Origin of the sequence: Streptomyces sp. C (genome assembly GCF_000158895.1) — a bacterium.
GTDB lineage: Bacteria > Actinomycetota > Actinomycetes > Streptomycetales > Streptomycetaceae > Streptomyces > Streptomyces racemochromogenes.
On the sequence record NZ_GG657750.1, the window covers coordinates 4,010,537 to 4,030,750 of the forward strand.

Consider the following 20,214-nt stretch of genomic DNA (forward strand, 5'->3'; position numbering starts at 1 on the left):
GCTCGCTTGCTCGCGTGGTCGGTCGGCGATCGCGAGGTACCCCCCTCACTGATCCCGGAACGAGGAACAGCGTAGGTGGACGATCCGACAATCACTCCGTGAATTCCGTCCCGGTCGGCGTTCTCGGCCGGGGCCTTCGGTCGGGGCCTTCGGTCGGTCACCGGAAGCGGAGGAATTCCGGCGGTACGGCGTCCGCCAGCCACACCCCGTTGGCGCTGACCCGGAACACGTGCCCGGCCGCGCGCATCGCCGCCGCGTCCACGGCGAGGACCACCGGCCGGCCCCGGCGGGCGCCGACCCGGGTCGCCGTCTCGCGGTCGGGCGAGAGGTGCACGTGGTGGCGGGCCATGGGGCGCAGGCCCTCGGCGCGGATCGCGTCCAGGGCCGCGGCCACGGTGCCGTGGTAGAGGTACGCGGGCGGTTCGGCCTCCGGCAGGCCCAGGTCCACGGCGACGGTGTGGCCCTGGCTGGCCCGGATGCGGGTGCCGTCGACGGCGAACCGCTGCTTGTCGTTGGCGGCGACCACGTGGTCGAGTTCGGCCCTGCTGAACGGGAATCCGTGGTCCGCGGCGGCCCGTAGGAGATCGTCGATCTCCACCCAGCCCTGGGGGTCGAGCACCAGTCCGATCCGTTCCGGCTGGTGCCGCAGGTGTTTCGAGACGTATTTGGACACCTTCACGGTGCGCCGGTCATCCATGTGCCCAGCTTGACGGCTCGCGGGGGGCCGCGGCAGCGATTTTCCACCCCTCGGACGGGGGCGGCATCCCTCTATCGCTTTTCCAAGATACGGAATACATTTTCCGCATCACGACTTATCCAGAGGGAGAAACTATGACAAATAAGGCTTCACTGCTTCGGCGTGTGGCTGCCGAGCTCATCGGCACCGCAGGCCTGCTCGTGGTGGTGATCGGCTCGGGCATCCAGGCCGCGAACCTCAGCCGCGACACCGGTGTCGCCCTCGTCGCCAACTCGCTCGCCTCCGCGATCGGCCTCGGCCTGATCATCACCCTGTTCGGCCCCCTCTCCGGAGCCCACCTCAACCCGGTCGTCACCCTCACCGCCTGGTGGGCCCGGCGCACCGGCGGCGAGGGACTCGACGCGCGTGAGGCCTTCGCGTACGCCGCCGCCCAGACCACCGGCGCCATCGGCGGCGCCGTACTGGCGGAGACGATGTTCGGCCGCACCCCGGGAACCTTCTCCACCCAGGTCCGCGACGGGGGCCACCTGCTGATCGGCGAGATCGTCGCCACCGCCGGTCTGGTCCTGGTCATCCAGGGCCTCGGCCGCATCGGCCGGCCCAGGCTGATCCCGCCCGCGGTCGCCGCGTACATCGCCGCCGCGATCTGGTTCACCTCGTCGGGGTCCTTCGCCAACCCCGCCGGCACCATCGGGCGGGCCTTCAGCGACTCCTTCACCGGCATCGCACCGCAGTCGCTGCCCGGGTTCGTCGCGGCGCAGCTGCTCGGCGGCGTCCTCGGACTCGCCCTGGCCGTGCTCCTCTACGGCCGCGAGCGCCGTGACGACGGCACGACGGCACCACGCTCCGGACAGCCGGAGACAGAGGCAGCGGTGGCCGATATCCCCCGCACCGGCTCGGCGTTCGAAGCCATCGTCTAGCCGGCAACCCGTGTTGCCCACAGGCGGACGGGAGTTGTCCACAGCCGTTTCAGTGCGTTTCGGCGGCATCTGAGCGATTCGCCCGGGGGACCCCCTGTGGACTACCGATCGAGCATTACCGGCCGCGCCGGCTGGCCAGATCGTTCATCGTCCGGGCCTGGAGCTCCCGCTCCGTCGCGGCCCGGACGAACTCCGCCACGTACTCCGGCCCCACCAGCTCCTGCACCGCCCGTACCGTCCCGGCGGGCAGGGTCACCGGGGCGGGGCCCGCCGGCTGCGCCGCACCGGGCGCGCCCAGATGCCGCTGGAGGTGCCGGGTCGCGAACAGCCGCATCGCCCGGGCCAGCTCGGCGTCCACCGTCTGCTGGGCCAGCGGCCGCAGCCTGCGCACCATCGTCGCCGCCTCGGCCGCGTCCGCGTCGGTCGGCGGCACCTGCCCGAGGTAGCGGGCGAAGACGTGCTCGGTGGTGAACTCCAGGAAGCGCGAGGCGATGTGCTCCACCTGCCCGCGCAGCTCGCGCAGGTGCCCCGTGATCGCCCCCAGCGGCACCCCCGCCGCGTACAGCTCGGCCGCGACGGCCAGCTCCTGCGGCGAGGGCACGAGGAACTCGTCCGGGCGGCCGGGGATCCGCTCCAGCACCCCCAGCTCACAGGCCTCGTCCACGGCGTCGTCGTCGGGCAGGCCGCCGAACCGCGCGTTGAGGTCCTCCCGGCTGATCCGGTCGGCCTCCTCGTCGGTCCAGGGCCCGTGCACCTCGGCCACCAGACCGAGTACGCCGCCCAGCCCCCGCCCCGCGTCCCAGGCCTCCAGCAGTTCCTTGATGGAGGCCAGGGTGTAGCCGCGGTCCAGCAGGTCCGCGATCTGGCGCAGGCGGGCCAGGTGCGTCTCCCGGTAGACGTTGGACCGGCCCCGCCGCTCCGGCTTCGGCAGCAGGCCGCGGTCCTGGTACGCCCGGATCGTGCGCACCGTCGCCCCGCTGTGATGGGCCAGATCCTCGATCCTGTACTCGGCTACCGCCTGATCGGACAATCCCGGCTCCCTACGACATGGCGGCTCGGCCGACCGCGCCCGCCGCGGTCCGGGCGGCAGGAGACGCCGCCAGGTACTCGACCGCCTCGAGCAGCGAGCCCTCCTGCGAGGGATGGTACGACCGCGCGCAGGAGCCGGGTATGGCCGTGCCGCGCATGCCGTCGCACGGCATCACAGCCGGGGCTCCAGCCGCGCGATCCGGCGCAGCGTGTTCGGCGCGAAGCGGGACATCCACAGGGCGGCCTTGGACTCGGGCGTCACCGGGACCACGGCCCGGTTCTTCACCACCGCCAGCAGGATCGCGTCCGCCACCTTCTCCGGGGGGAAGTTGCGCAGCCCGTACAACCGCGAGGAGCGCTCCTGTCGGCGCTTCTCCTCGGCCGCGTCCACCCCGGCGAACCGGGAGGTGGCCGTGATGTTGGTGTTGACGATGCCCGGGCAGATCGCCGAGACGCCGATCGACTTGGACGCCAGCTCCGCGCGCAGGCACTCGCTCAGCATCAGCACCGCGGCCTTGGAGGTGCTGTACGCGGGCAGCGTCCGGGAGGGCAGGTAGGCGGCCGCGGAGGCGGTGTTGACGATGTGGCCGCCCTGCCCGCGCTCGGCCATCTGCCTCCCGAAGATCCGGCAGCCGTGGACGACCCCCCACAGGTTGACGTCCAGGACCTTCTTCCAGTCCTCCGAGGCGGTCTCCAGGAAGGCCCCCGAGAGGCCGATCCCCGCGTTGTTGACCAGCACGTCGACGATCCCGTACTCGGCGGCGACCTTCGCCGCGAGCTTCTCCATCGCCTGCTCGTCACTGACGTCGACGCACTCGCCCCAGGCCTCCGGGGCGCCGACGAGCCGTGCCATCTCGGCCGTACGGGCCGCGCCCTCTGCGTCCCGGTCCACCGCCACGACCCGGGCCCCGGCCTCGGCGAACGCGAACGCGGTGGCCCGCCCGATCCCGCTGGCGGCGCCGGTGACCAGCACCAGCTGTCCCCCGAACCGGTCCGCGTACTTGCCCGGAGCGCGCCGCTCCGGAGCCCGCGCGGCAGGCTCCTCGCGGGCCGTGACGAAGTCGGCGATCCACGCCGCCACCTGGTCCGGCCGGGTCCTGGGGATCCAGTGCTTCGCGGGCAGGGTCCGCCGCACCAGTCCCGGCGCCCAGCGCTCCACGTCGTCGTAGAGCCGCTCGGACAGGAAGACGTCCCCGGTCGGGACGATCAGCTGCACCGGTACGTGCGCGTACGCGTCGGGACGGGGCCGGCTCATCCGGGCCCGCACGTTGTCCCGGTAGAGCCAGGCGCCGTGCGCCGCGTCGGAGGGCAGCGAGGCCGTCGGGTACCCGCCGACCGGGATCCCCTCGCTGCGCTCCATGAGCTTGGGCCAGCGCTTGCCGAGCGGGCCGCGCCAGGCCAGCTCGGGCAGCACCGGAGTGTGCAGCATCCCCACGTACCAGGACCGGAGGCCCTGGCCCAGCAGTTGGGCGGCCCGGCGCGGGGAGGGCCGCCTCATCCGCTGCTTGATCCAGTGCCCGAAGTGGTCGAGGGAAGGCCCCGACATGGAGGTGAAGGAGGCGATCCGCCCCTCGGTGCGGGCCACCGTCGCGAACTCCCAGCCCTGCACGGAGCCCCAGTCGTGGCCGACCAGGTGCACCGGACGGTCCGGGCTGACCGCGTCCGCCACGGCCAGGAAGTCGTCCGTCAGCTTCTCCAGGGTGAAGCCCCCGCGCAGCGGCACCGGAGCCGAGGAGCGCCCGTGGCCGCGTACGTCGTAGAGCACCACGTGGAACCGGTCCGCGAGCCGCTCGGCGACCTCCGACCAGACCTCCTTGCTGTCCGGGTACCCGTGCACCAGCAGCACGGTCGGCCGGCCCGCCTCACCGAGCTCGACGACGCACAGCTCGATCCCGCCGGTGCTCACCCGGCGCTCGCGCGCACCCTCCAGAGCAGTCCCGCTCATCCCGCTCATGCCGCCTTCTCCTCAGCCCAGCGCCGCACGTGCGGCAGGTCGTCGTCCAGCCAGAACGCGCTCTCCCCGGGGTCCCGGGAGTCGGTGACGACCAGGATCTCCTCGAACTTCGCGCCGGTGCCCCGGAAGCCCAGGTGCGGCTCCACCGCCCACAGACCGGGCTGCGGCGGATGGTCGGAGAAGTGGTACGGACTCCACAGCGGAGACCAGCCCTCCCGGTGCCCGTGCAGGGCGTCGGAGGCCAGCCCCTTGAGGGACTGGGTCCCGAAGCCGAACGCGGTCGGGGACCAGCGGCGCTCCTTGACCCGGTCTATCTTGTGCGCGATGACGCCGAAGGGATAGGCCCGGTGCCGGTTCGCGTACCCCTGGCGGGTCATCAGCCGCTCGACGTTCTCGTAGATCTCCCGCAGCGGCCGGCGCTCGCGCACCTGCTCCAGGATCAGCTCCCGGTGCGGCCGGAGGTCCGACATCAGCCGGTCCTGCACCGGATTGAGCCCGAGGCTGCCGGAGTAGCCGATGTCGGCCGCGTAGCCCCGGTACACCGGCGCCATGTCGAGGATGAACGGCATCCCCGGCTCCAGCCGCCGCGAGGTCGGGAAGAACTGGAGGGGGATCTTGAAGTTCGCGAAGGCGGTACGGTCCCCGAACCACGCGAAGGGCAGGTGGAACCAGTCCCGCACCCCGCGCTCGCGCAGCCAGTCGCGCTGCATCCGCGCCGCCTCGCGCTCGGTCACTCCCGGACGCAACTGCGCCGCCACGGTCTCCGCGCACTCGTACGCGAGCCGCTGGACCTCTCTGAAGCCGCGCAGCCCGGCGGAAAGCTGCCCGGAGTCGTGCGCGGTGCGCTGCTTGGTGTCCCCAGTCATGCCGGCCGTCCGTCCCTGTCGCCCAACGCTCCCGAAACCTGCCACTGATGAATGTGACAATGGCCGGAGATCACGTCAAGGCCCCTGCGCGGACCTGTGGACAAACTTCGTCGGCATCAGCCTTCCGTCAGGGCCCGTAGTCCTCAAGGCGGATACACGATCCCGCTCCAGGTCTGACGATCCGCGGCTCCCCCGGCACTAACGTCGAAGCCGTGACTGTCATCGCGACCGAAAGCCTGAGCAAGCGGTACCCCCGAGTGACCGCCCTCGACCGGCTCTCCCTGGACATCGGGCCCGGCGTGACCGGCCTCGTGGGCGCCAACGGAGCCGGCAAGTCCACGCTGATCAAGATCCTGCTGGGACTGTCCCCCGCCACCGAGGGCCGCGCCGCCGTGCTCGGACTGGACGTCGCCACGCATGGCAGCGCCATCCGCGAACGGGTCGGCTACATGCCCGAACACGACGCCCTGCCGCCCGACGTCTCGGCCACCGAGTTCGTCGTCCACATGGCGCGCATGTCCGGCCTCCCGCCTACCGCCGCCCGTGAGCGCACCGCCGACACCCTGCGCCATGTCGGCCTGTACGAGGAGCGCTACCGCCCCATCGGGGGTTACTCCACCGGCATGAAGCAGCGGGTCAAGCTCGCCCAGGCGCTGGTCCACGACCCGCAACTGGTCCTCCTCGACGAGCCGACCAACGGCCTCGACCCGGTCGGCCGCGACGAGATGCTCGGCCTGATCCGCCGCGTCTACACCGACTTCGGCATCTCGGTCCTGGTCACCTCCCACCTCCTCGGAGAGCTGGAGCGGACCTGCGACCACGTGGTCGTCGTCGACGGCGGCAAGCTGCTGCGCTCCAGCTCCACCAGCGACTTCACCCAGACCACGACCACCCTCGCGGTCGAGGTCACCGACTCCGACGCGTACCCGGACGGCACCGCCGCCCTGCGCAAGGCGCTCACCGCGGCGGGCATCATCCTGCACGCGGGCGAGGAGCAGGGCCTGCCCGGCGCCGGCCACATCCTCCTCGTCGAGGCCACCGGCGAGGAGGCGTACGACACCGTCCGCGACACCGTCGCCGAGCTCGGCCTCGGCCTGGTCCGCATGGAGCAGCGCCGCCACCACATCGCCGAGGTCTTCCGCGACAGCGACCGGTCCTCGTCCCCCGCCCACCCGAAGGGAGCCGGCCCCGATGGCGCCTGAGACCTCGACCCAGATCCACAACATCGGCTACCGGTCCTACGACGGCCCCCGGCTCGGCCGCGGCTACGCCCGCACCTCGCTGTTCTCGCAGTCCCTGCGGGGCGCGTACGGGCTCGGCCGCTCCGCCAAGTCCAAGGTGCTGCCGATGATCCTCTTCGCGGTGATGTGCATCCCCGCGCTGATCATCGTCGCGGTGGCCATCGCCGTCCCCGGCTCCAGCGACCTGCCGATCAAGTACACGACGTACGCCCTGACCACGCAGGTGGTCATCGGCCTCTACCTCGCTTCCCAGGCGCCCCAGTCGGTCTCGCGCGACCTGCGCTTCAAGACGGTGCCGCTCTACTTCTCGCGGCCCATCGAGCGGGTCGACTACGTGCTGGCCAAGTACGCCGCCATGGCCTCGGCCCTCTTCATCCTCACCGCCACGCCGCTGCTGATCATGTGGATCGGCTCGCTGCTGGCCAAGTTCGACTTCGGTCACCAGACCAAGGGATTCGGGCAGGGACTGGTGTCGGTACTGCTGCTTTCGCTCCTCTTCGCCGGCCTCGGCCTCGTCATGGCCGCACTCACCCCGCGCCGCGGCTTCGGCGTGGCGGCCGTCATCGCCCTGCTGCTCATCCCCTACGGAGCCGTCTCCACCATCCAGGCCGTCGCCTACTCCACCGGGAACACCGGGGCCATCGAGTGGATGGGCCTGTTCTCGCCGATCTCGCTGGTCGACGGGGTGCAGACCGCCTTCCTCGGCGCCACCTCCGCCTTCCCGGGCGGCGAGGGCCCCTCCGCCGGCACCGGAGTGGTGTACCTGCTCGTCGTACTCGGCCTCATCGCCGGCTCCTACGCCGCCCTGATGGCCCGCTACCGGAAGGCCGGGCTGTGACCATCATCGACATCGACCACACCTCCCGCTGGTTCGGGAACGTCGTCGCCGTCAACGACGTGACCATGCGCATCGGTCCCGGCGTCACCGGACTCCTCGGCCCCAACGGCGCCGGCAAGTCCACCCTCATCAACATGATGGGCGGCTTCCTCGCCCCCTCCACGGGCACCGTCACCCTCGACGGCGCGCCGATCTGGCGCAACGAGCAGGTCTACAAGCAGATCGGCGTCGTGCCCGAGCGCGAGGCGATGTACGACTTCCTCACCGGCCGGGAGTTCGTCGTCGCCAACGCCGAGCTCCACGGGCTCGACGACGCGGCGGCCCAGCGGGCACTCGCCACGGTCGAGATGGAGTACGCCCAGGACCGCAAGATCGCCACGTACTCCAAGGGCATGCGCCAGCGCGTGAAGATGGCCTCCGCCCTGGTCCACGAGCCGTCCGTGCTCCTCCTCGACGAGCCCTTCAACGGCATGGACCCGCGCCAGCGCATGCAGCTCATGGACCTGCTGCGGCGGATGGGCGCCGAGGGCCGCACCGTCCTGTTCTCCTCCCACATCCTGGAGGAGGTCGAACAGCTCGCCTCCCACATCGAGGTGGTCGTGGCCGGCCGGCACGCGGCGTCCGGCGACTTCCGCAAGATCCGCCGCCTGATGACGGACCGCCCGCACCGCTACCTGGTCCGCTCCTCCGACGACCGGGCCCTCGCCGCGGCCCTGATCGCCGACCCTTCCACGGCAGGCATCGAGGTCGACCTACAGGAAGGCGCGCTGCGCATTCAGGCCGTCGACTTCGGCCGCTTCACCGAGCTGCTGCCGCGCGTCGCCCGCGACCACGGCATCCGGCTGCTGACGGTCTCCCCCTCCGACGAGTCCCTCGAGTCGGTCTTCTCCTACCTCGTCGCGGCCTGAAGGAGCTGGCACCCATGTACAACCCCACCGTCGCCCGGCTCACCTACCGAGCCCTGCTCGGCAGGCGCCGCGCGCTGATCCTCTTCGCGCTCCCGGCGCTGCTGATCGTCATCGCCTGCGCCGTCCGCTTCTTCACCGGTGTGGACGACAAGGTGGCGGCCGACCTCCTCGGCGGCTTCGCCCTCGCGACGATGGTCCCGCTGATCGGCGTCATCGCCGGCACCGGAGCCATCGGCCCCGAGATCGACGACGGCTCGATCGTCTACCTGCTCTCCAAGCCGGTGAAGCGTCCCACGATCATCATGACCAAGCTGATCGTCGCGATCGCGGTCACGATGGCCTTCTCCGCGATCCCCACCCTGATCGCGGGCTTCATCCTCAACGGCAACGGCCAGCAGATCGCCATCGCCTACACCGTGGCCGCCCTCGTCGCCTCGATCGCCTACAGCGCCCTGTTCCTGCTGCTGGGCACCGTCAGCCGGCACGCGGTCGTCTTCGGCCTGGTCTACGCCCTCATCTGGGAGTCCCTCTTCGGCAGCCTGGTCTCCGGAGCCAAGACGCTCAGCGTCCAGCAGTGGGCCCTGGCCCTTGCCGAGAAGGTCGCCGGACAGGGGTACGTAGACGCCGGCGTCGGCCTGCCCACCGCGGTGGTCCTGCTCCTCGCGGTCACCGTCGGCGCAACCGTGTACGCGGGCCAGAAACTGCGCCGCCTCACCCTCGCCGGCGAGGAGTAGGACTCGGCGGCAGCGTCCACGACTGTGCCCCGCCCGGCCCATCGGCCAGGCGGGGCACAGCTTTGCGGGGCATCATCGGTGCATGATCCAGCATCCAGAGCCTGAGCCGTCCAGGCCCTTGCGGTCCTGGATACGCTCCTCGCCCGGCACTCACATATGGCTGCTGATCGTCGCCGTCACCAGCCTCGTGGTCGCGATCTCCCCGGACCGGCTCGACCACGTGCTGCTCCACCGCAACAGCAGCAACATCCACCAGCTGGTCAAATACCCCGTCCGGGCACTGCTCAGCAGCGCCTTCTGGATCGAGAACCCCGCCTCGCTCGCCCTGTACGCCGTGCTCTTCGAGCTCTTCCACGCGCCCGTGGAGCGCTGGCTCGGCACCCTGCGCTGGCTCCTGATCGTCGCCACCGCGCATGTCGTCGCCACCCTCCTGAGCCAGAAGGTGCTCCTGATGGCCATCCAGGACAACCGTGCGCCGCACAGCATGACCCACGTCGTCGACATCGGCGTCAGCTACGGGCTGGCAGCCTCCATCGGAGTGCTGACCTACCGCCTCCCGAACCCCTGGAGATGGTTCTACCTCCTCGGCGTGGTCGCCTTCTTCGGACTGCCGCTGCTCACCGGGGGCACCTTCACCGACCTCGGCCACGCCACCTCGCTCGCCGTGGGGCTCCTCGCCTGGCCGCTCACCCTGCATCCGCACGGACACGGGCCGACGGCTAGATGTTTCACGTGAAACACGCGTCTGACCCCTGTGCCACGCGGGGTCAGCACGGGCAGCAGCTGCCCGGGGCCCTCCGCGGCTGACCGGCGGAAATTCGCTGGTACCGCCCGTGCGGCCGGGGCACAGTGAGTGGTGCGGGGAGCAACAAAAGGTCCGGGACGGCCACTTCGAGCGCGCCTCGCGGCGCGGGCCGTCCCGGACCTCTCGTACGTCCGGTCCCGGGACGCCGCTGCGTCCCGGTGCGCTACATGGCGCCGAGCAGGCGCTCCAGGACCACCGCGATGCCGTCCTCCTGGTTGGAGGTCGTCACCTCGTCGGCCACCGCCTTCAGCTCCGTGTGGGCGTTGGCCATGGCGACGCCGTGCGCGGCCCAGCCGAACATGGGGATGTCGTTGGGCATGTCGCCGAAGGCGATCGTCTCGGCGGCCTTGACCTTCAGCCGGCGCGCGGCGAGTGAAAGGCCGGTGGCCTTGCTCAGGCCCAGCGGGAGGATCTCCACTATGCCCGGGCCCGCCATGACGATGTCGACGAGGTTGCCGACGAGCTGCCGGGCGACCTTGACGAGTTCGTCCTCGCCCATCCCCGGGTGCTGGATGTAGAGCTTGTTCAGGGGGGCGGTCCAGACCTGGGCGGTGTCCTCCAGGTAGAGCGCCGGCAGGCCCTCCTGCACCTGGTAGCCGGGACCGAAGAGGACCTCGCCGTTCACCCCGTCACGGCTGGCTGCGAGCGCCAGCGGACCCACCTCGGCCTCGATCTTCGACAGGGCCAGCCCGGCGAGCTGCCGGTCCAGCGTCACCGAGGTCAGCAGCCGGTGCGCTCCCGCGTCGTAGACCTGGGCGCCCTGCCCGCACACCGCGATCCCCCGGTAGCCGAGGTCGTCCAGGACGTGCCGGGTCCAGGGCACGGCACGGCCGGTGACGACGATGTGCGCCGCGCCCGCCGCGGTGGCCGCGGCGAGGGCTTCACGGGTGCGCTCCGAGACGGTGTCGTCGTCACGCAGCAGCGTGCCGTCGAGGTCCGTCGCGACGAGCTTGTACGGGAAGGGAGCGGGGCTCACTTGGCGATCGGCTCCAGGACCTCGCGGCCGCCCAGGTAGGGGCGGAGCACCGGGGGGACCCGCACGGAGCCGTCGGCCTGCTGGTGGTTCTCCAGGATCGCGACGATGGTGCGCGGGACGGCGCACAGGGTGCCGTTCAGCGTGGAGAGCGGAGCGGTCTTCTTGCCGTCGCGGTAGCGGATCGCCAGGCGGCGGGCCTGGAAGCCGTCACAGTTCGAGGCGGAGGTCAGCTCGCGGTACTTGCCCTGGGTCGGGATCCAGGCCTCGCAGTCGAACTTGCGGGAGGCGGAGGCGCCCAGGTCGCCGGTCGCGACGTCGATGACCTGGAACGGCAGCTCCAAGCTGGTCAGCCACTGCTTCTCCCACTCCAGGAGCCGCTTGTGCTCGGCCTCGGCGTCCTCCGGCGCGACGTAGGAGAACATCTCGACCTTGTCGAACTGGTGGACGCGGAAGATGCCGCGGGTGTCCTTGCCGTACGTACCGGCCTCGCGGCGGAAGCACGGGGAGAAGCCGGCGTACCGCAGGGGCAGCTTCTCGGCGTCGATGATCTCGTCCATGTGGTACGCGGCGAGCGGGACCTCGGAGGTGCCGACCAGGTAGTAGTCGTCCTTCTCCAAGTGGTAGACGTTCTCCGCCGCCTGGCCGAGGAAGCCGGTGCCCTCCATGGCGCGCGGGCGGACCAGCGCGGGGGTCAGCATCGGGATGAAGCCGGCCTCGGTGGCCTGCGCGATAGCCGCGTTGACCAGGGCGAGTTCCAGCAGGGCGCCGACACCGGTGAGGTAGTAGAACCGCGAGCCGGACACCTTCGCGCCGCGCTCGACGTCGATGGCGCCCAGCGACTCGCCGAGCTCCAGGTGGTCCCGGGGCGCGAAGCCCTCGGCGCCGAAGTCGCGGATCGTGCCGTGCGTCTCCAGGACGGTGAAGTCCTCCTCGCCGCCGACGGGCACGTCCTCGTGGACGATGTTGCCGAGCTTGAGCAGGAGCTGCTTGGCAGCCTCGTCCGCCTCGTTCTGCTCGGCCTCGGCGGCCTTGACGTCCTGCTTGAGCTGCTCGGCCTTGGTCAGCAGCTCGGCCCGCTCCTCCGGAGAGGCCTTGGGGATGAGCTTGCCGAGCGACTTCTGCTCGTTGCGCAGTTCGTCGAAGCGCATGCCGGAAGACCTGCGGCGCTCGTCGGCGGAGAGCAGTGCGTCGACGAGCTCGACGTCCTCTCCACGGGCGCGCTGCGAGGCGCGGACACGGTCAGGGTCTTCACGGAGCAGCCGGAGGTCAATCACCCCTCCAGGCTACCGGGCTGGGCTTCCCGGGCTCACACCGATATCACGCTGCGTGTCGCTATGTCCCAATTCGTGCGAATGGAATTGGCTGGGTCCGGGCTTGTCCCGTGCCCGCTGGACGGCTGGATCCAGCCCCTGGGGGCCTCGACGATAAAATCGGCCCCTTTCTCCGAAAAGGGGCACAACGGCGATCGGCGTCCGGGGTCTGAGCAGGGCAGGAGGGCGGGAGGGGGCGGCCCTTGTCCACAGGAATTCCCGCCGGACCACTCTTATCCACAGGCTGTGCGCCGGATCTGTGGACATCGAATTAGATCAATAGGTGGCCGCGACCGGTCCTGGCCGATCAGGGTTCAAACCGCCCCCACACACTCATTCGGGTGGGAATGGCTCGCTCCAAAGAGTTGATCGGCGATACGGAGGTGACGCGGTTCACCTACCGCTCCCCAGCGCGAAACCTGGGCCACCCGACCGATATGTCGACCTCGCCGTGCCGCTCTGTCGACTTGTCCCCAGGTCACCACCCAGGCCTGTGGATAACTCTTTTGGTTTTGTGGACGGAGGACTACGCCCGGCCGTCGAGGCAGCGCGCCAGCCAGTCGGAGGCCTCCGTGAAGTCGCCGTCGGAGGTTCCCGGCCGTGCGGCCCGCACCTCGCTCAGCGCGACACCGGCACGCGGATAGGAGCCGAGGAAGCGCACCTGGGGACAGGTCCGCTTCAGCCCCATCAGCGCCTCGCTGACCCGGCGGTCGGAGATGTGCCCCTCCGCGTCGACGGCGAAGCAGTAGTTGCCGATGCCCTCGCCGGTCGGGCGGGACTGGATCAGCATCAGGTTCACCCCTCGGACGGCGAACTCCTGGAGCAGTTCCAGCAGCGCACCGGGGTGGTCGTCGCCGAGCCACAGCACGACGGAGGTCTTGTCGGCGCCGGTCGGCGCGGCCGGCCGGGCGGGCCGTCCGACGAGCACGAAACGGGTCTCGGCGTTCTGGGCGTCGTGGATCTCGGTGACCAGCGCCTCCAGCCCGTACGTGGCGGCGGCGAACTCGCCCGCGAAGGCCGCGTCGAAGCGGCCCTCCTGCACCAGCCGGGCACCGTCGGCGTTGGAGGCCGCCGACTCCCACACCGCGTCGGGCAGGTGCGTCCGCAGCCAGTTGCGCACCTGCGGCTGGGCGACGGGATGACCGGTGACCGTCTTGATGTCCGACAGCTTGGTGCCCGGCCGTGCCAGCAGCGCGAACGCGATGGGCAGCAGCACTTCGCGGTAGATCATCAGCGGCTCGCCGGAGGCCAGCTCGTCGAGCGTGGCGGTGACCCCGCCCTCCACCGAGTTCTCGATCGGCACCAGCGCCGCCGCGGCCTCGCCGTTGCGCACGGCGTCCAGGGCGGCCGGGACCGACACCATCGGGACGAGCTCCCGGGTGGCTGCTTCCGGCAGAGTGCGCAGGGCGGCTTCGGTGAAAGTGCCCTCGGGACCGAGATACGTGAAGCGGGTGGCCGACATGCGGTCAGCCTAATGCCGGGCCACCCGCCGGTGCGGTGCTGTTCACCCTTCGAGCAGGCGCTGCCCGACGTACTCCCCGTCGCCCGGACCGGGCGGGACCGCGTACAGCCCGCTGGACTCGTGGCGGATGAATTCCGACAGGGCGTCGCCCCGGTCGAGCTTGCGCTGGACCGGGACGAACCCGCGCAGCGGATCCGCCTGCCAGCAGATGAACAGCAGGCCGGCGTCGGGGGTGCCGTCGGGACCGATGCCGTCGTGGTACGAGAAGGGCCGCCGGAGCATGGCGGCGCCGCCGTTCTGCGCCGGCGCGGAGATGCGCGCGTGGGCGTTGGACGGGATGACCGGCTTGCCGTCGGGGCCGAGCTTGTCCAGGGCCATCGCGGTCTTCTCGTCGCCGCCGGTCAGCGGCGCGCCGGTGGCCTTGGTCCGGCCGATGACCTGCTCCTGCTGGGCGAGGGACTGCTTGTCCCAGTCGTCGAGCAGCATCCGGATCCGGCGGACGACGGCGTACGAACCCCCGGCCATCCAGGAGTGCTCGGCAGGACCGGGGCCGGCGCCCGGCACGAAGATCCGCTTGTCGAAGTCGGGGTCCTTGGGCCGGGGGTTCGCGGTGCCGTCGACCTGGCCCATCAGGTTCCGGGCCGTCATGGGCGAGGCCGTCGCACCGGGGGACCGGTTGAAGCCGTTCATCTGCCAGCGCACCCGGGCGGCCTCGCCGGCGTCCTTCTGCACGGCGCGCAGGGCGTGGAAGGCGACGAGCGCGTCGTCGGCACCGATCTGGACCCACAGGTCGCCGTTGCTGCGCTGGGGGTCGAGCCGGTCCGAGGAGAAGTCGGGCAGCGGGTCCAGGGCCACCGGGCGCCGGGCGGTGAGGCCGGTGCGGTCGAAGAAGGAGTGGCCGAAGCCGAAGGTCAGGGTGAGGGAGGAGGGGCCCGCGTCCAGGGCGATCCCGCTGTCCGCGGTCGGCGCCGTCTCGCCCGCCATGAGCCGCCTCGCGGTGTCGGACCAGCGGCGCAGCAGCGCTGCGGCCTCCTTGCGCCCGGCGCCGGGCGCGAGGTCGAAGGCGAGGACGTGGCCCTTGGCCTGGAGCGGGTCGGTGATCCCGGCCTGGTGCTCGCCGTGGAAGGCGACCCGGGTGGCGCCGAGGGAGGCGAGCGACCCGGCGGCCCCTGGGGAGCCGGCCGGCGAGTCCGAGAGCGCTGACTGCACGAGCGCGCCGCCCGTGGCGCCGAGCGCGAGCCCCGTGGCGCCCGCGGCGCCGACGGTGCCCAGCAGCCGGCGCCGGGAGATCTCGATGTCGGGGGTGCTAACGGTGCTGTCGGTCACGCTGTTCAGCCGATCTTCACGTTCTTCTGGACGGTCGTCTGGTCGATGTCGGAGGTGCGTACGGTCACGTCGATGCGCCATTCGCCCGCGAGAGGCAGCTGGACTCCGGAGGCGGTCCAGTGTCCGGCCGCGGCCCGGTCGGGTGCGAGCGGCAGCGGGCCGATCTCCTTGGCGGGCAGGGTGAAGGAGATCTTGACCTCGGGGAGGTCGAGGGGCTTGCCGTCGGGGCCGTCCGCCCACAGGTGGAGGGTGTTGGCGCCGACCCGGCCGGGGTCGAGCTCCAGCCGTACGTTGCCCTTGCCGTTCTGGCCGCCGGTGTCGAAGGGCAGGGTGATCTTGACCGGGCGGTTGGGCACGGCGGGAGCGGACGCTCCGCCGCGGCCGGCCTCCTTCTCCACCGCGCGCCCGGGCTCGGTGCTGGTCAGGACGGTGGTGACGGCCAGGAGCACGACGGCTACGCCGGCCTCGGCGAGCACCGAGCGGCGCAGGCCGGCACGGCCAGGATCGGAATCGCGGACGCGGGTCTCTCGGGCCTTCTCACGGGCCGCGCGCTGCCGGGCGAGCTGGGCGGCCCGCTTGGGGTCGGTGCCGGCCGCCTCGGCTTCGGCTTCGGGGCTCGCCTCGATGTTCGCGCCGGCCCGGGCGGAATCGCCCGCGGTGCTCCCGGCCGATGTTTCACGTGAAACATCGGCGCCCGCGAGCACCTTCTCCGGCTCTTCGGCCCGGACCTCCCCGAGTCGGGCGGTCCACTTGCGTGAGAGGTAGGCGATGCCGACGAGGACGGCGACGAGCGCGATCTTGATGAGCAGCAGTCGGCCGTAGCTGGTGCCGGTGAGGGCGGACCAGCTGCCGACCTGGCGCCAGGACTGGTAGACACCGGTGACGGCGAGGACGAGGACGCTGATGAAGGCGACCCGGGAGAAGCGCCGGACGGCTTCCCGCTCGATGTCCGGCACCTTGCGCAGGGCGACCAGCAGCGCGGTGAGCCCGCCGAGCCAGGCGGCCACGGCCAGCAGGTGGAGGATGTCGGCCGGCATCGCGATCGCGGGCTGGATGCCGGTGGAGGCGTGCTCGGCAAGGGCCCAGGTGGCGGCGATGCCGCCGGCCACGACCGTGCCGCCGACGCCGAGCCCGAAGGCGAGGTCGCTCGTCTCCTTCTTCTCGTCGGCGCGGTCTTCGGCGCCCTCGGCCCCCGTCGCGTCCGCGGCGGCTGCCTTCTGACGGCGGGCATAGGCACCGAAGAGCACGGCGATGAACAGCGCGGCCGCACCGAGCAGCAGCAGCCGGGAGAGGAAGGCGGCACCGCTCTTGGTGTCCAGGACGGCCTTGAGGCCGTCGAGGTCGAAGGCGTCGGCGAACTTCCCCGAGCCGGTGTACGGGGTGCGCAGAACCAGCATCGCCAGGGTGGCGGCGGTGAGGGTGACCCAGCCGCCTACCACCAGCTTCTGCAGCGGGCGCTCAGCGGCGCCCCGGCGCCAGCACAGCAGGATGAAGGCGGCCCCGCCGACGAGGACGGTGAACCCGGCGTAGGCGGCGTAGCGGGCGATGGCGTACGCGATGCCGACGGGGCCGCCGCCCACCTTCCGGTCGGGCAGGGTGACGCTGGTAGCCGAGGGAGCGCCGACGGAGAAGGTGAAGGCGCCGGAGATCGGGTGGCTGTCGGCGGAGACGGCCTGCCAGGCGACGGTGTACGTGCCGTTGGGCAGGCCCGGGTGCAGGGCGGTGCCGTAGCGGACGGTCGATCCGCTGCACATGTCCCTCAGCTCGCCGGTGTCGACGCGCTTGCCCTGCGGGTCCATGACGCGGATGGAGTCGTCGCCCATGGCGACCTGCTCCGAGAAGGAGAGGGTGACCTGGGCGGGCGCCGTGGCGACCACCGCCCCGTCCTGGGGGTCGCTCGCCGTGAGTGCCGCGTGTGCCGTGGCCGGGGCGGCCGCGGTGAACAGGGTGGCCAGCAGGGCTGCGATGACCAGCGCGAGGCGTGGCAGGAGTGCCGTGGCGCGGACGCGGGCCGAAGGAGGAGCGGGGGCGATGGCCGTCATGGCGTGTCAGTTCCTCGGTCCGTCAGTGGGCGGTGGAGTTCTGTGCGTTGAACGTCCGTTCCTTGACGTCCAGCTCGACCTTGACGGGGTCGGCCTTCTCGAAACGCAGCTCGATGGTGATCTTGTCACCGACCTTCGGCTGGTTCTTGAGCCCCATGAACATGATGTGGTTGCCGCCGCGCTGCAGCCGGAGCTCGCCACCTGCGGGCACGTCTATCGACTGGACCTGCTGCATCTTCTGGTCCTTGGTCTCGTGGATCTGGAGATCGTCCGAGAGCGGGCTGGTGACGGAGACCAATTTGTCGGCGGTCTTCGAGTCGTTCTTGATGACCATGAAAGCGCCGGCCATCTTGTCGTTGACCGGTTCGGGCATGTACCCGCCGCTGACCGTCAGCACGGGCTTGCCGGCCTCCGGGGCACCGGAGGCCTTCGTGTCGGCGGCGGCCTTCGTGTCGGCCGACGAGCCGGACGCGGAGTCCGAGTCCGACGAGGAGCAGCCGGATATGGCGAGCGCTGCCGTCAGGGAGAGGGTGGCGGCGATGGTGCGGATGGTGCGGGCGTTCACGGGTTTTCTCCCTTGATGATCTTCGGCAGGTCCTTGGTGTAGTCGTCGACGGTCGTGCCCTCGCCGTAGAGGACGTAGCCCTCGTCGGTCTTGGGCGAGAACGCGATGACCTGGGCCCCGTGCATGGAGACGACGGTGCCGTCGGCCTCCTTCTTGGGGGCCTCGATACCGATGCCGAGAGATCGGGCTGCGGCCTGGATGGTGGCGAAGTCCCCGGTCAGTCCGGTGAAGGACGGGTCCTGGGCCCTGAGCCACGCGCCGAGGGAGTCGGGGGTGTCCCGCTCCGGGTCAGTGGTGACGAAGACGACCTGGAGCTTGTCCTGGTCGGCCTTGGGGAGTGCCTTCTTGGCGACGGCGATGTTGCTCATCGTCAGGGGGCACACGTCGGGGCAGTTGGTGTAGCCGAAGTAGATGAGCGTCGGCCGTCCCTTGGTCTGCTCGCGCAGGTTCCACGGCTTGCCGGTGGTGTCCGTGAGGACGAGCTCCGGCTTGTCGAAGGGGCGGTCGAGTACGGTCGCGGATCCGGCCTTCTTCTGACCGGTGATCTGCGTGACCGAACCGGTGTTCTTGGCCGTCTCACTGCCACAGGCAGTGAGGGCGAGCGCGGTCGCCACCGCGAGGGCGGCGACCGTCACACGTGTGGTGCGCATGAGGAAATGTCCCTGGGAATCGGGGATGGTGCGGATGTCGTGCGTACGACGGTGGAGCGGCGGGCCGGGGGCCCGCCGCCTCAGTTGGCGGCGCGGCGGCGCGAGGTGATGCCGAAGGCGACGCCGGCGAGACCGACGACGATGCCCACGATGCCGAGCGTGCGGGCGGTCGTGTCGGAGGCGCTCTTGGCGGCCTCGTCGTGCCCGCCCTTCTCCTCGCCCTTGTCGTTCTTGTCGCCGCTCTTGGCCCCGTCGGCGGCCGGCTTGGCGGCGGCGCCGTGGTCGTCCGCGCCCTTGGCGGCGGCCAGCTTCAGCACGGGCGCCGGGGTCTGCGGCTCCGGGGCGCCTTCCTTGGGCTCCTCGATCCAGCGGACGACCTCGTTGTTGTCGTACGTCTGGATCGCCTTGAAGACCATCTTGTCGGCGTTCTCGGGCAGCTTGCCCACGGAGACCGGGAACTGCTGGAACTTGCCCGGCTCGATCTTGCCGCCGGTCCAGGTCACCTTGGTGACGACCTCGTTGATCTGCTTGCCGTGCACGGTCAGCGGCTTGTCGAGCTTGGTCTTCTCGACGGTGGACGTCCAGCCGGGGAGCTCCTGCGGCATGACGGACGTGAGCGGCTGGTCGGCCGGGAAGTTGACCTCGATCTGGGTGGTCGAGGCGTTGTCCCGCTCGTTGGGGACCTTGAAGTTGATCGTCGCGTAGCCGCCCTTGGCGGCCTCACCGGCCGGCTGCACGCTGACGTGCGCGAAGGCGGTACCGGACAGGGCGAGGACGGTGCCGGCGGCGAGGGCGGCGGCGAAGGAGACGCGAGAGGTCTTCACGGCAGGAACACTCCATGGAAGCAGTGGTGACGTCGGCCCCGCACGCGGGCGCGCGCGGAGGTCGCGGCACCGGTGCTCCCGCCGGGTGTTCCGGGGAGGAGGGTGCCGCGTCAGGCTGCGAGGACGAGCCGTGCCGTCGGCGGCCCGCGCCGGACCACGGTGTGCTGCAGGGCGTCCCTGCCCGTCGAGACGGCGGGCGCGGCGGCGCTCCGGCGGGCCCGGGGGCCGCGCGCGGGCGTGCCGGGAAGCCCGGCGGCGAGGGCGCGTACGAAGGCGAGCGCGGCGCGCAGCGGACGTACGGGGTCGGCTTCGCCGGAGAGCCGGGAGAGTTCGACGAGCCGGAACAGCGCGGCGTCGCCCCGGGCCAGCAGCCAGCCGGCCGCGAGCGCGGCCAGCAGGTGGCCGATCAGCATGGCCGGGCTGAACAGCCCGGTCGCCGGCGCCGCGGCGCCCCCCGCCAGGTGGGCGTGGGCCATGTGGCCCTGAGCGGCGGCCTGGGCGGCCACGGCGGCCGGGTCCAGTCCGGCGGCCTCCAGGATCTGCCGGGCGTCGGCCGCGCTCAGCGGCACGGAGTTGCCCCCGCAGACCAGCTGGGCGGCGAGCGCCGCCAGCGAGGTGTCGGTGCTGCCGACCGGTGCCTGGGCGGCCGCGGCGCCGTGCTGGCCGAGGCCGAACAGCGCGTGCAGCCCGAGCTGGCCGACGGCCAGGCCGGCGGCGATGCCGGGCAGCGGGCGCCGGCGTCCCGCGAGGGGGGCTGCGACCGCGAAGACGGCGATGAAGGCCAGGGCCAGGGCCCACCACGGCACGGTCGCGCAGGAGGCCACCGCGTGGCCGGCCGCGGACAGCACGACGCAGACCGCGGTGAACACCGCGGCCCGGGTCATCCGGAGACCTGCTCCGGCGCGTGTCGTGTGGGATCCAGTCATGGCCGGGCCATCATCGCACTGGGCCCGGGCCCTGCCTACGGCAGGTGCTGGAGGGACCCTTGGGTTCCGGTCGCCGGTCGGCGTCCCGTCCGTACCGGGTCAGCCCGCCGTCAGTTCCGCACCCGGTGCCGACCGGGCCCT

At 71.4% G+C, this 20,214-nt stretch carries 19 protein-coding genes; 6 read left to right on the forward strand and 13 right to left on the reverse strand.

Features of this window, described 5'->3' with window-relative positions; translation table 11 throughout:
* Nucleotides 1-157 precede the first annotated feature (157 nt).
* Nucleotides 158-697 carry an RNA 2'-phosphotransferase gene (locus SSNG_RS17930; protein ID WP_007265289.1) on the reverse strand — a complete coding sequence of 180 codons (540 nt, stop codon included), beginning with the start codon at nucleotides 695-697 and terminating at the stop codon, nucleotides 158-160.
* Between the two features lie 134 nt (nucleotides 698-831).
* Here SSNG_RS17930 and SSNG_RS17935 point away from each other — a divergent pair, with 134 nt between their 5' ends.
* Nucleotides 832-1,617 carry an aquaporin gene (locus SSNG_RS17935; protein WP_007265290.1) on the forward strand — a complete coding sequence of 262 codons (786 nt, stop codon included), beginning with the start codon at nucleotides 832-834 and terminating at the stop codon, nucleotides 1,615-1,617.
* Nucleotides 1,618-1,732: 115 nt separating this feature from the next.
* On the opposite strand, the gene SSNG_RS17940 is transcribed toward SSNG_RS17935, so the two are convergent.
* The 3 genes from SSNG_RS17940 to SSNG_RS17950 all read right to left on the reverse strand — a co-directional run bounded on the left by SSNG_RS17940 (nucleotide 1,733) and on the right by SSNG_RS17950 (nucleotide 5,466).
* Nucleotides 1,733-2,647, reverse strand: a complete 915-nt coding sequence (locus SSNG_RS17940; RefSeq protein ID WP_007265291.1) for a MerR family transcriptional regulator — start codon at nucleotides 2,645-2,647, stop codon at nucleotides 1,733-1,735.
* A 171-nt stretch (nucleotides 2,648-2,818) separates the two neighbouring features.
* Nucleotides 2,819-4,591, reverse strand: coding sequence for an SDR family oxidoreductase (locus SSNG_RS17945; RefSeq protein ID WP_007265292.1), 1,773 nt, complete (start codon nucleotides 4,589-4,591; stop codon nucleotides 2,819-2,821).
* A 5-nt stretch (nucleotides 4,592-4,596) separates the two neighbouring features.
* The gene (locus SSNG_RS17950; protein ID WP_007265293.1) at nucleotides 4,597-5,466 is read right to left on the reverse strand and encodes a M24 family metallopeptidase; all 870 of its coding nucleotides are present in this window, start codon (nucleotides 5,464-5,466) and stop codon (nucleotides 4,597-4,599) included.
* A 212-nt stretch (nucleotides 5,467-5,678) separates the two neighbouring features.
* On the opposite strand from SSNG_RS17950, the gene SSNG_RS17955 reads away from it, so the two are divergent.
* From SSNG_RS17955 to SSNG_RS17975, 5 genes are all read left to right on the forward strand, one after another.
* The gene (locus SSNG_RS17955; protein ID WP_007265294.1) at nucleotides 5,679-6,668 is read left to right on the forward strand and encodes an ABC transporter ATP-binding protein; all 990 of its coding nucleotides are present in this window, start codon (nucleotides 5,679-5,681) and stop codon (nucleotides 6,666-6,668) included.
* Complete coding sequence (locus SSNG_RS17960) at nucleotides 6,658-7,545, forward strand: ABC transporter permease subunit (RefSeq protein ID WP_007265295.1); 888 nt, start codon at nucleotides 6,658-6,660, stop codon at nucleotides 7,543-7,545. The genes SSNG_RS17955 and SSNG_RS17960 overlap by 11 nt, the downstream gene beginning before the upstream one ends.
* Nucleotides 7,542-8,453 (forward strand): ABC transporter ATP-binding protein, encoded by a 912-nt coding sequence (locus SSNG_RS17965; RefSeq protein ID WP_007265296.1) that lies wholly within the window; start codon nucleotides 7,542-7,544, stop codon nucleotides 8,451-8,453. The genes SSNG_RS17960 and SSNG_RS17965 overlap by 4 nt, the downstream gene beginning before the upstream one ends.
* A 14-nt stretch (nucleotides 8,454-8,467) precedes the next feature.
* On the forward strand, nucleotides 8,468-9,187 hold the full coding sequence (locus SSNG_RS17970; protein ID WP_007265297.1) for an ABC transporter permease subunit: 720 nt from the start codon (nucleotides 8,468-8,470) through the stop codon (nucleotides 9,185-9,187).
* An 82-nt stretch (nucleotides 9,188-9,269) separates the two neighbouring features.
* Nucleotides 9,270-9,923: a rhomboid-like protein gene (locus tag SSNG_RS17975; protein ID WP_007265298.1), complete on the forward strand. Its 654-nt coding sequence runs from the start codon at nucleotides 9,270-9,272 to the stop codon at nucleotides 9,921-9,923.
* 232 nt (nucleotides 9,924-10,155) lie between these two features.
* On the opposite strand, the gene SSNG_RS17980 is transcribed toward SSNG_RS17975, so the two are convergent.
* From SSNG_RS17980 to SSNG_RS18020, 9 genes are all read right to left on the reverse strand, one after another.
* Nucleotides 10,156-10,968 carry an HAD family hydrolase gene (locus SSNG_RS17980; protein ID WP_007265299.1) on the reverse strand — a complete coding sequence of 271 codons (813 nt, stop codon included), beginning with the start codon at nucleotides 10,966-10,968 and terminating at the stop codon, nucleotides 10,156-10,158.
* Nucleotides 10,965-12,242 carry a serine--tRNA ligase gene (serS, locus tag SSNG_RS17985; protein WP_007265300.1) on the reverse strand — a complete coding sequence of 426 codons (1,278 nt, stop codon included), beginning with the start codon at nucleotides 12,240-12,242 and terminating at the stop codon, nucleotides 10,965-10,967. Before serS ends, SSNG_RS17980 begins: the two co-directional genes overlap by 4 nt.
* Nucleotides 12,243-12,804: 562 nt before the next feature.
* Entirely contained in the window at nucleotides 12,805-13,740 is a 936-nt protein-coding gene (pheA, locus tag SSNG_RS17990) for a prephenate dehydratase (protein ID WP_007265301.1), read from the reverse strand.
* A 42-nt stretch (nucleotides 13,741-13,782) separates the two neighbouring features.
* Complete coding sequence (gene efeB, locus SSNG_RS17995; RefSeq protein ID WP_128637008.1) at nucleotides 13,783-15,147, reverse strand: iron uptake transporter deferrochelatase/peroxidase subunit; 1,365 nt, start codon at nucleotides 15,145-15,147, stop codon at nucleotides 13,783-13,785.
* Nucleotides 15,072-17,108: a copper resistance protein CopC gene (locus tag SSNG_RS18000; RefSeq protein WP_042801281.1), complete on the reverse strand. Its 2,037-nt coding sequence runs from the start codon at nucleotides 17,106-17,108 to the stop codon at nucleotides 15,072-15,074. Before SSNG_RS18000 ends, efeB begins: the two co-directional genes overlap by 76 nt.
* Before the next feature lie 22 nt (nucleotides 17,109-17,130).
* Nucleotides 17,131-17,673, reverse strand: a complete 543-nt coding sequence (locus SSNG_RS18005; RefSeq protein ID WP_042801284.1) for a copper chaperone PCu(A)C — start codon at nucleotides 17,671-17,673, stop codon at nucleotides 17,131-17,133.
* Nucleotides 17,670-18,323, reverse strand: coding sequence for an SCO family protein (locus tag SSNG_RS18010; protein ID WP_007265305.1), 654 nt, complete (start codon nucleotides 18,321-18,323; stop codon nucleotides 17,670-17,672). The genes SSNG_RS18005 and SSNG_RS18010 overlap by 4 nt, the downstream gene beginning before the upstream one ends.
* 80 nt (nucleotides 18,324-18,403) lie before the next feature.
* Entirely contained in the window at nucleotides 18,404-19,147 is a 744-nt protein-coding gene (locus tag SSNG_RS18015) for a YcnI family protein (protein ID WP_007265306.1), read from the reverse strand.
* Nucleotides 19,148-19,257: 110 nt separating this feature from the next.
* The gene (locus SSNG_RS18020; RefSeq protein ID WP_007265307.1) at nucleotides 19,258-20,073 is read right to left on the reverse strand and encodes a hypothetical protein; all 816 of its coding nucleotides are present in this window, start codon (nucleotides 20,071-20,073) and stop codon (nucleotides 19,258-19,260) included.
* Nucleotides 20,074-20,214 lie beyond the last annotated feature (141 nt).